Source organism: Clostridium sp. TJA032, from assembly GCF_058310275.1.
Window position 1 is genome coordinate 1122295 of record NZ_JBZEFB010000001.1, and the last position, 11939, is coordinate 1134233.

General features: G+C 24.5%; 18 protein-coding genes. All 18 read right to left on the reverse strand.

Going from position 1 to position 11939, the window contains the following annotated elements:
• Positions 1-52: 52 nt before the first annotated feature.
• The 18 genes from AC4FRL_RS05165 to AC4FRL_RS05250 all read right to left on the reverse strand — a co-directional run bounded on the left by AC4FRL_RS05165 (position 53) and on the right by AC4FRL_RS05250 (position 11869).
• Entirely contained in the window at positions 53-550 is a 498-nt protein-coding gene (locus tag AC4FRL_RS05165; protein WP_491139143.1) for a SpoIIIAH-like family protein, read from the reverse strand.
• Positions 551-574: 24 nt separating this feature from the next.
• Positions 575-1183 (reverse strand): stage III sporulation protein AG, encoded by a 609-nt coding sequence (gene spoIIIAG / locus AC4FRL_RS05170; RefSeq protein WP_491139144.1) that lies wholly within the window; start codon positions 1181-1183, stop codon positions 575-577.
• A gap of 17 nt (positions 1184-1200) precedes the next feature.
• Positions 1201-1761 carry a stage III sporulation protein AF gene (gene spoIIIAF / locus AC4FRL_RS05175; RefSeq protein WP_491139145.1) on the reverse strand — a complete coding sequence of 187 codons (561 nt, stop codon included), beginning with the start codon at positions 1759-1761 and terminating at the stop codon, positions 1201-1203.
• Positions 1762-1767: 6 nt separating this feature from the next.
• Entirely contained in the window at positions 1768-2940 is a 1173-nt protein-coding gene (gene spoIIIAE / locus AC4FRL_RS05180) for a stage III sporulation protein AE (RefSeq protein WP_491139146.1), read from the reverse strand.
• Positions 2941-2950: 10 nt separating this feature from the next.
• Positions 2951-3337, reverse strand: coding sequence for a stage III sporulation protein AD (spoIIIAD, locus tag AC4FRL_RS05185; RefSeq protein WP_491139147.1), 387 nt, complete (start codon positions 3335-3337; stop codon positions 2951-2953).
• Between the two features lie 83 nt (positions 3338-3420).
• A complete protein-coding gene (gene spoIIIAC / locus AC4FRL_RS05190; protein ID WP_491139148.1) occupies positions 3421-3618 on the reverse strand; it encodes a stage III sporulation protein AC in 198 nt (65 codons plus the stop codon).
• A gap of 35 nt (positions 3619-3653) precedes the next feature.
• Positions 3654-4169: a stage III sporulation protein SpoIIIAB gene (gene spoIIIAB, locus AC4FRL_RS05195; protein ID WP_491139149.1), complete on the reverse strand. Its 516-nt coding sequence runs from the start codon at positions 4167-4169 to the stop codon at positions 3654-3656.
• A 33-nt stretch (positions 4170-4202) separates the two neighbouring features.
• Positions 4203-5087 carry a stage III sporulation protein AA gene (gene spoIIIAA / locus AC4FRL_RS05200; protein WP_491139150.1) on the reverse strand — a complete coding sequence of 295 codons (885 nt, stop codon included), beginning with the start codon at positions 5085-5087 and terminating at the stop codon, positions 4203-4205.
• Between the two features lie 107 nt (positions 5088-5194).
• Positions 5195-5557, reverse strand: a complete 363-nt coding sequence (locus AC4FRL_RS05205) for a CD1247 N-terminal domain-containing protein (protein WP_491139151.1) — start codon at positions 5555-5557, stop codon at positions 5195-5197.
• 113 nt (positions 5558-5670) lie between these two features.
• Positions 5671-6228 (reverse strand): elongation factor P, encoded by a 558-nt coding sequence (gene efp, locus AC4FRL_RS05210; protein ID WP_003451649.1) that lies wholly within the window; start codon positions 6226-6228, stop codon positions 5671-5673.
• A 170-nt stretch (positions 6229-6398) separates the two neighbouring features.
• Positions 6399-6743, reverse strand: a complete 345-nt coding sequence (locus AC4FRL_RS05215; protein ID WP_491139152.1) for a hypothetical protein — start codon at positions 6741-6743, stop codon at positions 6399-6401.
• A 393-nt stretch (positions 6744-7136) separates the two neighbouring features.
• On the reverse strand, positions 7137-7754 hold the full coding sequence (locus AC4FRL_RS05220) for a hypothetical protein (protein ID WP_491139153.1): 618 nt from the start codon (positions 7752-7754) through the stop codon (positions 7137-7139).
• Positions 7755-7757: 3 nt separating this feature from the next.
• The gene (locus AC4FRL_RS05225) at positions 7758-8141 is read right to left on the reverse strand and encodes a type IV pilin (protein WP_491139154.1); all 384 of its coding nucleotides are present in this window, start codon (positions 8139-8141) and stop codon (positions 7758-7760) included.
• The gene (locus AC4FRL_RS05230; RefSeq protein WP_491139155.1) at positions 8128-8526 is read right to left on the reverse strand and encodes a hypothetical protein; all 399 of its coding nucleotides are present in this window, start codon (positions 8524-8526) and stop codon (positions 8128-8130) included. Before AC4FRL_RS05230 ends, AC4FRL_RS05225 begins: the two co-directional genes overlap by 14 nt.
• Positions 8527-8606: 80 nt before the next feature.
• Complete coding sequence (locus AC4FRL_RS05235; protein ID WP_491139156.1) at positions 8607-9050, reverse strand: type II secretion system protein; 444 nt, start codon at positions 9048-9050, stop codon at positions 8607-8609.
• A gap of 6 nt (positions 9051-9056) precedes the next feature.
• Entirely contained in the window at positions 9057-9485 is a 429-nt protein-coding gene (locus tag AC4FRL_RS05240; protein ID WP_491139157.1) for a pilus assembly FimT family protein, read from the reverse strand.
• Positions 9478-10494, reverse strand: coding sequence for a type II secretion system F family protein (locus tag AC4FRL_RS05245; RefSeq protein ID WP_491139158.1), 1017 nt, complete (start codon positions 10492-10494; stop codon positions 9478-9480). The genes AC4FRL_RS05240 and AC4FRL_RS05245 overlap by 8 nt, the downstream gene beginning before the upstream one ends.
• The gene (locus tag AC4FRL_RS05250) at positions 10487-11869 is read right to left on the reverse strand and encodes a GspE/PulE family protein (RefSeq protein ID WP_491139159.1); all 1383 of its coding nucleotides are present in this window, start codon (positions 11867-11869) and stop codon (positions 10487-10489) included. The genes AC4FRL_RS05245 and AC4FRL_RS05250 overlap by 8 nt, the downstream gene beginning before the upstream one ends.
• Positions 11870-11939: the final 70 nt, after the last annotated feature.

Genomic DNA, 11939 nt, shown 5'->3' on the forward strand with positions numbered 1-11939 from the left:
CTTAATTAGTTATAGGTTCATTATAGCAAATAACTAATTACAATACAATTAATTATTTTTTTTCTATATCAACGTCATAAACTTTTGATACATTCATAACTATATCTTGAATTTCAACCATTTTTTCTTGAGTTAATTCTTCATCAGTTTTAACTACAACCTTTGCATTATCACCATCTATAAAGCATATTACATCTTCATAACCCTTACTTTTTATGCTAAGTTCTATTCTTGTTTCATAATCTCTTGCCATAGTTTTTTCAGTTAATTCTTTTTCTGCTTCTTCTTTTTGCTCCTCTGAAGTGTTTTTATCTTCTACAATAGCTTTTAAATTATCAATAGTTTTAGAATCCTTTTGCTCTCTTAAATTTCTTGATTCATAAAAATAATTTGATGTAGTTTCAGCTGCTTTTTCTTCATTTTCTCCAAAGGCTGTAGGAACTTCTCCCATACTTTCTTTAATTTGATTGTTAACTCTTGTTGCTAATACTCCAGTACAAACTATTAAAGCTAAAAGTGTTAAAATAATCCCTGCTTGTTTTTTATTCATAGTAAACCTCCTAAAATTTTAATTTTATTTTTTCATAGCCAATACATTTACCTTATCTACACTTATGTTATATAAGCTTGATATTGCTTTTGTTATTTCATACTTTATCTTGCTATCTTCTGCACCTTCTGCAACAACCATAACTCCTAAAACCTCTGGCTTTTCAGTTTTTAATATAACTGGTTCACTTCCACTTGAGCTATTTGACATAACTATTTTGTCTCCATCTGTTTCTTGAGAATTAACCCTTGTTCCTCCTTCACTATCAGTTTCCTCTGTTGTACTTTTTTGAGAAGAATTATCTACTGCTGGTACTTTTACTTCACTACTTTGAAAATTTATTACAACATCAACTTCTCCAACACCTTCTATTTTGCTTAATATCCTCTCTAAATCCTTTTCTTGTTTTTCTTGATAACCTAAAACTTCAGAGCCTTTTTCAATTTCATTTTCAACTTGCTGCTCACTAGATATATTTTCTAAATTTGTTTTCTCACTCTTAGATATATTGTTTACACCTGTAAAATATGACACAACTAAATAAATCATTATAATTAATAAAAGTAATATGATTAAATTTACAATGCTCTTTTCCTTAAAGAAAGATATAAACTTCTCTTTAAACCCTTTCACCCTTAAGTTCTACCTCCTTACTCATAAAATACATTTATATTTTCATTAGATATTTCAAGTTCCTTCTCAACAAATTTTTCAACCTTAGATAAAAAAGCATCTTTTTTCTCTTCTTTTTTTTCTAAATCATCTCCAATCTTTATTTTTTCTACCTTTTTTATCTTTTTATTATCTAAAACCTTAATATTAGCTTTTTTTATATTAAATTTAACTTCATCAAAACTAACCTCTCCTTCTAAGGAAACCAAAAATTCTTTTTCATAAAACTCATCCTTTAAAGCCTTTTCTAAATTATTCTCAATGCTCAATAAAATAGCTTTGTCATCATAAAAAGATTCTCTTTCTTCTTTAAAAGCCTCCCTTTCAATAGTATTTTTATAGCTAAAATCAAAATCTTTAACCTCATTATTAAAAGTTAAAAGATTAAGTATAGGTGCTAACATAACAGAAAGTATTATTAATGAAAAAGTAAACTTAACATGTTTTTTTATAGAAGAATTAGGTAAAATAATATGTGCAATAGAAACTATTACTACTACAATACAAAGAGTTGAAATCCAATTTTTTAAAAGCTCCACCTTACTCTATCCTCCTACAATAAAATTTCCTGCTGTAGCCATCATAGCTGCCATAATAAAGAACATTATACTTACGCTTATTATGCAAGACATTATCATAAATAAAGCCTCTCCTACAGTTTCTACGCTACTAGATATTTTTGAATCAACTACAGGCTCTATAACTGCTGAAGTTAGTTTAAAGCATATTGCCATAATCCCTATTTTTAATATTGGATAAATAACAATAATAATTAAAACTATTACTCCTAAAGATGTTATTACACTTTTCATAGCTAAAGAGTAGCCAGCTACAGTAGTTATAGCATCTGAAAAAGCCTTACCTACTATAGGAACAAAATTATCTACAGCAAATTTAACAGTTTTAACAGCAACTGCATCTAGGGTATCTGCAGTCATTCCTCTTAAAGTTAATATTCCAACAAATATTGTTAATATAAATCCTTGAGATATCATTATTACATGCTTTATAAACTTACACATTCTATCTATTTTAAATTCACTTGAAAGATTATTAACAAATTGTAAGGTAAAATAAGCTAAAATAAGTGGAAATAAGAAATATGTGTATATTCTAGGTGTTATAGAAACTGCTCCTAAAACTATAGGATCTATAGTAAGAGCTGAAGTTATTCCACCTGATGTTGCAATTAGCATTATAATAACTGGAATTATAACATTCATAAAATCAATAATTGAGAATAAAACTTCCTTTCCTAAATTAAGAGATATGAAAAAGCTTTTAGTAAGAAGCATAATAAGTAGTGCATAACAGGCAAAGAAAGCAATTTGAGTTACTCCTTCCTCAATATTAAAAGATTCCTGTAAATTTTTAAGTAATGCACTTAAAAGAGCAATTACTAATATAGAAGCAATAAACTTTAAAACTATTTTTATCTCCTTAAAAATATAACTAACTATAGATGCTCCTATTTTTTTTAATGTTATAGGGTCTTCTCCACTTTCTAAATAACTTTTTATATAATCCTTAGCAGTCATATCTCCTAAGATATCTTCTTCAGTTTCTAGATTATTTATATAGTCGTAAAACCTTTCTATTCTTGAATCATTATCTATTTTCTCCTTTGAACTCTCTAAACTATCCTTTGCTAAAACATTTAAATTAAAGCAAAATAAAAATATAAGAGATAATAATATTATGTTTGTTAACTTCTTCATAATTTAGCTCCTACATTATGCTTAAAATAGAGTTTAATATATTAGCCATTATTGGTATTGCTAATAATAAAATCATTACTTTTCCAGCAAATTCTATTTTTTTCCCTAATACACTTACCCCTGCATCATTACATATATAACTACAAAAAGTTGAAAGATATGCTATGGCAATAATTTTCATAACTATAGCTATATAAGAAGAGTCCATACCAGAATCTCTTGCAATATTTTGCATAAAAGCTACTATCTCATTTACATAGGGCATTATAAAAATAAAAATCATTATCCCTGCACATAATAAAATAAAAAGTGATAATGTACTTTTATTATCTTTTAACACCATATATAAAAATAAAGTTATAAGCGAAAAAGTTATTACCTGTATAATTACATCCATACTTAAAATCTAAGTAACCTAAAAGTTTTAAATACTTTTAAATTTCTTAAATATCCTCCTCCCCTTAAGTTTATTTTTAAATTTTAAAATAAAAACATTGATTTAACTGATGAAAATAATCTGCTTATAAGTTGGATCATCATAGTAAGAATAATTATTACTCCTACAATATTAGCAAGAGTTGCGTATTCTTTTTTCCCACTTTGCTCTAAGACCTTATCTAATATAACTAAAACTATTCCAACTCCTGCAATTTGAAAAATTAAAGATAAATCAGACATATAAACTTACCCCCTCTAAATTTAAATGTTAAAATTTAATACAAAAATATAGCTATCATGGCACCTAAAGAAACTCCTAAATATCTATAAACCTTAGTATTTTTGTTACATTCTTCCTCTGCAATTTTTAACTCCATATTAAGCTTTTCTTTAGCTAGGTTGAAAATTTTAACCTGACCTGAAATATTAGTTTCTCCTAAAGATTTTGAAAGGTCTAATAAGATTTCAAAGTCCTTAGGCTTAAGGTTCATTTTTTTCTTATGTTCATTTATACTTTCTTTAAAGGCCATATATACATTTTCTACTTGATTATTTTTTAATTTTAAAGAAATTTCATTAAATAATTCTTTTATAGGACTTTTAGATTTAATAGCTATATTTTCTATACTCTCTGGTAAAGGTGTGTAAGTATATGAAATATCATTTTCAAAATCAATTAAAGCTCTCTTTAATTCCTTTAGTTGAATAAGTCTTTGTCTAAATCCCTCTCCATATAAGTATCCAATTAAAGAACTTAAAAAAATAATAATTCCAAGAAAAAATATCTTCATTTTCTCCTCCTATATCCTATAGTTTTCTTATTTTTAAACAACATATATCCCCTCAACAGTACAAACTCCCCTTCTTGAGCTAAGTACTATAACTTTATTTATAACTTTATTCTCTACAATCTCTTTAAAAACAGGTCTTTTATACAATTCTTCAATATTTCTTCCATGTAAGGTAGCTATGATACTAACCCCTGAATTATAAGCCATCATTAGCCCTTCCATGTCTTTATATGTTCCTATTTCATCACAAACAATAACTTCAGGAGAAAGACCTCTAACAGCCATCATCATTCCTTCACTTTTTATGCAATTATCATAAACATCTGTTCTAATTCCTACATTCATTTGTGGAACACCTTTATAACAAGCTGCAATCTCACTTCTTTCATCTATTACAACTGTTCTTTTTCCAGTAAGGGAAATACTGTTTAATCCATTTGAAATATTTCTTGTAATATCCCTTAATAAAGTTGTTTTTCCACACTTAGGTGGAGATATTATTAAAGTGTTATAAACTCTATTGTTATATACTAAGCTTTCCATCAAACTATTAGAACAACCTATTATTTCTCTGCAAACTCTAATATTTAAAGAAGTTATATTTTTTATGGTTTTAATATAATCTTTTTCAATTACACATTGTCCTGCTAAACCAACTCTATGTCCTCCTTGTATTGTTATATATCCTTGTCTAATTTCTTCTTCAAAGGCGTATAAAGAATAATTGCTTATTTTTTGTATTATATTTTTAATATCCTCTCTTGTAATTTCATAACTAAATAGTAATTCTTTATTATCTAAAACTATATTAAGGGGCTTTCCAACCTTAATCCTAACCTCTTGTAACTTTCTTAAATCTCCTGCACCTTTTAAAATACTATTTATTCTCTCTGATAAAACAGAAAATATTTCTTTCAAAGTCCCCCCTCCTTTCTATTTAAATCTATTACTTTACATAAGAAATTATTCTTATTATTTTTTTATTTAAACAAAAAAAACTGCACCTTTTAAAAGGTACAGTTTTTTTAAACTTCAAATTCATTTCCACAATAAGGACATGGTATACTTTCAGCTTTATTTAATATATCTTTTTCTATGTATATTGTCTTATGACATTTATCACAAACCACTTCACAATATTCATCATCATATTCTTCAAGTTCTTCAAGAGTTAACTCTTCAAAAAGTTCATCTTGAACACCACTTAAATCATCATTTAATAAGTCTACATTTTCTTCTAAGGTTTCAACATTTACCTGTAATTCTTCTATTTTATCTACTAAAGATAATAATATGTCATTTAATGAATTTTTAAATGTTTCATCTAGTTCTGTGTTTTTATCCATAGTTTTAAGTAAAGTGCTAATATTAGTTTTAATTTCCTTCACTGAAATCACTTCCTTATATTAAATATGCTAAGCTTTAAAAGCTTAGCATATTTTTATTTTTATTTATATTTTAACAGATAAATTCAACTTAAATATATTTAAAATAAGTTTAATTAAACTCTTTCCATATATTCGCCAGTTCTAGTATCTATTCTTATAGTATTTCCTTCTTCAACGAACATTGGAACCATAACTGTTGCTCCAGTTTCAACAACTGCTGTTTTCATAGCTGTAGTTGCTGTATTACCTTTAACACTTGGCTCACATTCAGTTATTAATAACTCAACAAAGTTTGGAGCTTCTACTGAGAAAGCCTCTCCTTTGTAGAATTTAATTACTGCGTTCATATTTTCTTTTAAGAACTTTATAGCATCTTCAACTTTTTCATGGTTTAAAGGAATTTGCTCGAAAGTTTCTTGATCCATGAAGTAGTATAACTCTCCATCTGAATAAAGATATTGCATCTCTTTTCTTTCTATTATAGCTTCTTGTAATTTATCAGTTGGGTTAAAAGTTCTATCTGTAACACCACCCATTATAACGTTTCTTAACTTAGTTCTAACGAAAGCAGCGCCTTTTCCTGGTTTAACATGTAAGAAGTCTATAACTGTATATACTTGTCCATCCAGCTCAAAAGTAGTTCCTTTTCTTAAATCACTTCCTGATATCATTAAGTATCCCTCCAAAATCTATTAATTCATTTTATATTATAACCCTTTAAGATAAATTAATACCCTCTAGAGCTACCTTGTTACTTATTTACTATTTAAAGTGTAAAACAACAATCATATTTTATCAAAAGCTAATAATAAATGCAATTATTTTCATTAAATTTACAAGACTATATACCTTTTATCTCTAAAAAACACCTTAATTCTTCTGATTTTTCTATTTTATAAGAAGTTATATGCAAATTATTATTATTCAAAAGTTTTACATACTCCTTAAGTTCTTCTAAAGAACCAGTAAATAATATTTCTCCTTCTAAATCAATATTATTTTCTAAATTTAATAAAATAGCTTTATTATTTTTTATATTTTTTAAAATAGTTCTAAGTTCTATATTCTCTACAATTTCCTCACCTTTAAAAGTATAATTTTTTAATGAATTTAAATAAAGACTTTGAATAAATAATATAAATAAAAGAGCTAATATTAAAATAATATCTATCTTTACTTTCTTCAATTTAACTCTCCTTTTATCAAATAACTATTTTTACTTTCTTCTAAATTTATATTTTTTATTTTTCCCTTAATATTGTAAAAATAATTTATTATATAATCCTTATAAGTATTTTCAACCTCTACTTCTAACTGCTTATTTTCCATGTTTAGATTTAAAACCTTAGAATTATCTATTAAACCTTCTATATTCTCTATATTTTTTATAAACTCTTTATCTAAATAGACTCTATCTATTTTATTAAAATTTTCAAATTCACTTTTTACTCTATTTTTTTCAACATTTAAACTTCCATAAAAATATAAATTAATTAAAATTAAAAGTAATATGTAAATCTTTATTCTATTTTTAACTTTCTTATTATAATTTTCAACATAACTTTTAGATAAAAATTTCTTATGCTTTTTTATATATATTTTCTTTCACCCCTTCTTCTTTAAAAATATTTTTAAAAAAATAATCCTTTAGTTCTTTTTTCAAATTTTCATCCTTAACTTTAAAGAAAATATTTTCATGTTTTATTTTTAGATTCTCCTCTAAAAAATTTAATACATTTTCTATTTCATAAAAAATATTACTGTCCTCTACTTTCTTTTCTCCTAAAAGTTTTCCTTTTATATAAACTCTTATATTTAAATTTTCAATTTCTAAAATAACTTTATTAAAAAACAAAGCATAAACTCCTTTTAAAGTAAGTTTTGGAATCTTTATAAGAACTTCTTCCTTTTCTTCTATTATTCTTTTAAAAACTTCATCACTTGATAAAAAATATACTATTATAAATCTTTTTCCTTTATATCTTAAAAGCTCATAATGAACTAAAGCTTCATAATTAAAAAACCTATTTCTTATAAAATTTTCTACCCTATCTTCTATTTTTTCCTTTTTATTTAAAGGAATTATTTCTATAAAAATATTTTCATTTAAAATTATTACCTTAATTTTTTTATCCTTACATTTTTCTATAATTGAAATATCACTAGTATTATTAACTATTAGAGTTTTCCTTATCAAACTTTAAACTCCTTTCTTCCTTTCTAAGAATATCTCTTCCTCTAAATTTTTCACCTTATAATAAGAATTATAAAAAAGCCCACTTATACTATCTTTTCTTACTAAGTTTAAAAGTTCTTTGTCCTTATTATAAAAAATCTTCAAATTATCCTTTTTAAAATCTATATCTTTATAATTATTTAAGGTTAATATCTCCTCTTTTATTAAATACTTTAAAAAATCTTCTTCCTCTTTTTCTTTATTTAATTTTCCATATTCTACTTTAAAATTTCTATGTAAAGTTTCTCTCCTTTCAAAGGAATTATAAAGTAGAGCTAAGGACATATAGCTACACACAAAGAAAATTAAAATTACTTCTATAGATATAAAACCTTTACACTTTTTCATAACAATAAAAACGTTGCTTTTGCTCCTTAACTTTAAGATTTATATAAATTAAATTTTCCTTCTGAAAAACTTTAAAATTTTCAACATTTTCTAAAAGCACTTGACCTGCCCCATTTCTTCTTATATTTTTATAATCAAAATCCACATACAACTTATCCTCTGAAAACATTATTCTATCTTCTACACTTTTTAAAGTTCCACCTTCTTTTTCTAAAAACTTAAATATAATTGAATTATTTAAAATTCTAATCTCTTGTAAATTTTCATTTAAAAATCTATAACTTAAATACATTTCTGCATCTAAAATATAGTTTTTTTCTCTTGAATTTAAAAGCTGATTTTTATACTCTTTAATATAAAAGCTCATATTCTTAGTTAAAATCAAAGTTAAAAGTCCTAAAAAACTTAAATAAATAACTAATTCTATAAGTAAATATCCTCTTTTTCTTTTATAAAAACAATTATCTACCTTATTAAAAATTTGTATATCTTCACCTCTACTTCTTCTTTTATATAAGGTTTAATACTCTTATAACTTATTTTTATATTACTTTCGTAATCATCTAAATGCTTTATATAAATATTAAACCCTAAAGAATTTTCTTCCTTGCTTAAAATTAAATTTTCTAAAAGGAAATCCTTTATGTCTTTTCTTATTAAATTCTCTAACTCAAAGTCTCTTAATACATAAGAATCTTCTTTAAAAGACCTAATATCCTCAAAGGTTAAATTATTTTTTATTTCCATTGATAAAGAAGTCATGGCATCTAATACTTCATAATTTTCTTTTATATAATTATTAGTTTTAAGATACATTTTAAAATTCTTATTTACTCCTAAAAAAAGAAGCCCTATTAAAAATAAAGCTAAGGATAAATCTACTAATAAATATCCCTTTTTCTTATTCATATTAAATCACCTTATATTAATTTTCTTTAATCCTGTAGTTATTCGTATTTCTCTTTTCTTTTTATTTTTATCAGTTAATATAATAGTCCCAGAAGTATTTAACATACCTTCCTCTGTTACATAAATAAGATTTTTCATATTATTACTAACCTTAACCTCCTTAAGCTTTAAACTTTTACTTCTTTTAATATTTTTATATATTAACCTATTTTGTGCTATGTCAAAAATTATTTCTCCACTTAAATTATCAATCTTTGAAAACTGTTTAGCTTTTATCAAAAAATCATGAACACTCTTTATCTCTTCTTGAACTCTTATTTCGTAGCCTTTATTTTTAATAATATTAAAAGAACTAGGTATTAAAAATATAAGTGAAATAACACTTAAATATATTATTAATTCAAAAATAGTAAAACCCTTTTTCTTTCTATACATATTTCATTCCCTCAAAGGTTGGAACTAAAACTAAAAGCATCATAACAGAAACTACAAGACCTAATAAAAGAAACATAGTTGGTTCTATCTTTTTTATAACTTTATTTAAACTATCTTCAAAATCTCTTTCTCTTATTTTTAAAAGATACTGAATACTTTTATTAAATAAGCCACTTTCTTCTCCTGTTACTAAAAATCCCCTTGATAAATTCGATATGACGCTTATATTACCTATGCTATAACTTAAAGTTTCGCCCTTTAACAACTCCTTATTTATTTCTTTTATATATTCTCTAAGTTTTAAATCACTTAAACTATTCTCAAAAATCCCTAAGGCTCTACTAATTGAAATACCACTACTTAAAACCATATTAATTATAAAAAGTATTCTAATTTCGTAATACATTTTATATATATTAATCTTTTCTAAAATAACCTTAAAATTTATTACCTTTAAAATTAAATATAAAGAAATTAAAAAACATAAAAAATAAGAAAATATTATAATTTCCACATTCGGATTTCTTTCTACAAAATCAATATACTTATTTAATAAAATTAATATTTTAGAATTATTTATTTCTCTTAAATCATACATATTCATAAACTGAGGTAAAATATATGTTGCATAAGAAAAAATCATAAGCACTAAAACAATAGAAAGTGTTATAGGATATCTAAGTGCTTTTTTTATCTTATTTTTCATTTCAATTTCAGAAAGTATATTTTTAGCACATTTCTCTAAAACTTCTTCTAAGTTACCACTCTCCTCGCCTATTTTTATCATATCTTTCATAATACTTGGATATAATTTTTCCTCACTAAAAGCTCTCGATAAAGATTCACCATTTAAAACCTTTGCTTCAATTCTGCTTATAGACTCTTTGTAAGATTTATCTTTAGAATTTATTTTTATTAAATTTAAGGCTCTTCCTATTGGCATTCCTGACTTTATATATGTGCTTAGATTTAAACATATATAAAGGGACTCTTCCTTCCCTTTAAACATCTATGCCTTCACACTCCTTTAACAAATAAAACTCCTCTAAAGAAACTTCTCCTTCTTTAACTAAGGAAAAACAAGTTTTTAAAAGTTCTTCTCCCCATTTAATTTCTTCTAAGCTTTTATATTCTTTAGGAAATATTATTTCACAAATAGCTTTTCTCCCCTTATAGCCAGTCCAATTACATTCTTCACATCCTACACCTTTAAAGTAATTATCTAAGGTAACAAAATACTTATTAAAAAAATCAAAAGCTTCATTGTTAAATTTAAATTTTCTCTTACATTTATCACAGTTTTTCCTAATCAATCTTTGAGTAATTATAGCCTTTATACCATCTTTTAAAAGATACCCTTCAACCCCCATATCTAATAACCTATTAAAAACTTCAAAACCATTATTTGCATGTATTGTTGAATATACCTTATGCCCAGTTATAGATGCTCTTATGGCAATCCTTGCTGTTTCTTCATCCCTTATTTCTCCAATTAATATTACATCAGGGTCTTGCCTTAATATATGTTTTAATCCCTTTGCAAAACTTAAACCTATTTTTTCATTAACATTTGTTTGAGTTATTCCTTCTATTGTAAATTCTACTGGGTCTTCTATTGTGCTTATATTTATACCTTCCTTATCTATAGAATTTAATAGTGCATATAAAGTTGTTGACTTTCCACTTCCTGTAGGTCCATTAATAATAACCATTCCATGTTTTAATTTTAAAAGTTTATTTATTTTTTCATTTTGTTCTTTCTTTAAATTTAAATTTTTTATATTAATAAAATTGTTCTTCTTATATAAAATTCTAATTACTATTTTTTCTCCAAAGATACTTGGAATTGAGGAAATTCTTAAATCAAAATTATATTTTTTACTTTTAAAAAATATTTTTCCATCTTGTGCTCTTAACTTATCACTTATATCCATATCAGCCTTTAATTTTATTTTATTTACAAGATTTTCATATACATCTTTCTTTATTCTTTTAAGCAAAATTAAAGTTCCATCTATTCTAAATCTTATATTTGCATATTCTTGAAATGGCTCAATATGAATATCACTAGTATTTTTTTCTATACCTAAATTTATTAAGCTTAAAACCTCTTCATCTATAGTTTTTCCTTCTTCTACTCCCTTTTCTCCATAGCAATCTTCAATAAGCTTTTCTATTTCTTCCTTTTTTCCAATTTCAAAAATTATTTTTTTATCTCTAAATATTAAAGATAAATATTCTCTCTTTTTTGAGGTCTCTTTATTTGTATAAAAGTATATTTTTTCATCAACCTCTTTTAAGGAAATCAAATTCATCTCTAAAGCCGTATTTTTAGAAATTTTATTCATAAGGTTCATATCAATATCTTTTAGTGTATAATTCATATTTATACCTCCCTATGAATAATACTTGACCACTAAATAAATTTTTAAACAAAAAAAGTTCTAAATCATT

What these genes read in the sequence shown, in the direction of transcription:
- AC4FRL_RS05165 (WP_491139143.1), bottom strand. Translation starts at nt 550, where the DNA reads ATGAATAAAAAACAAGCAGGGATTATTTTAACACTTTTAGCTTTAATA.
- spoIIIAE (WP_491139146.1), bottom strand. Translation starts at nt 2,940, where the DNA reads ATGAAGAAGTTAACAAACATAATATTATTATCTCTTATATTTTTATTT.
- spoIIIAD (WP_491139147.1), bottom strand. Translation starts at nt 3,337, where the DNA reads ATGGATGTAATTATACAGGTAATAACTTTTTCGCTTATAACTTTATTT.
- spoIIIAC (WP_491139148.1), bottom strand. Translation starts at nt 3,618, where the DNA reads ATGTCTGATTTATCTTTAATTTTTCAAATTGCAGGAGTTGGAATAGTT.
- spoIIIAB (WP_491139149.1), bottom strand. Translation starts at nt 4,169, where the DNA reads ATGAAGATATTTTTTCTTGGAATTATTATTTTTTTAAGTTCTTTAATT.
- efp (WP_003451649.1), bottom strand. Translation starts at nt 6,228, where the DNA reads ATGATATCAGGAAGTGATTTAAGAAAAGGAACTACTTTTGAGCTGGAT.
- AC4FRL_RS05225 (WP_491139154.1), bottom strand. Translation starts at nt 8,141, where the DNA reads ATGAAAAAGTGTAAAGGTTTTATATCTATAGAAGTAATTTTAATTTTC.
- AC4FRL_RS05235 (WP_491139156.1), bottom strand. Translation starts at nt 9,050, where the DNA reads ATGAATAAGAAAAAGGGATATTTATTAGTAGATTTATCCTTAGCTTTA.
- AC4FRL_RS05240 (WP_491139157.1), bottom strand. Translation starts at nt 9,485, where the DNA reads ATGTATAGAAAGAAAAAGGGTTTTACTATTTTTGAATTAATAATATAT.
- AC4FRL_RS05245 (WP_491139158.1), bottom strand. Translation starts at nt 10,494, where the DNA reads ATGTTTAAAGGGAAGGAAGAGTCCCTTTATATATGTTTAAATCTAAGC.
- AC4FRL_RS05250 (WP_491139159.1), bottom strand. Translation starts at nt 11,869, where the DNA reads ATGAATTATACACTAAAAGATATTGATATGAACCTTATGAATAAAATT.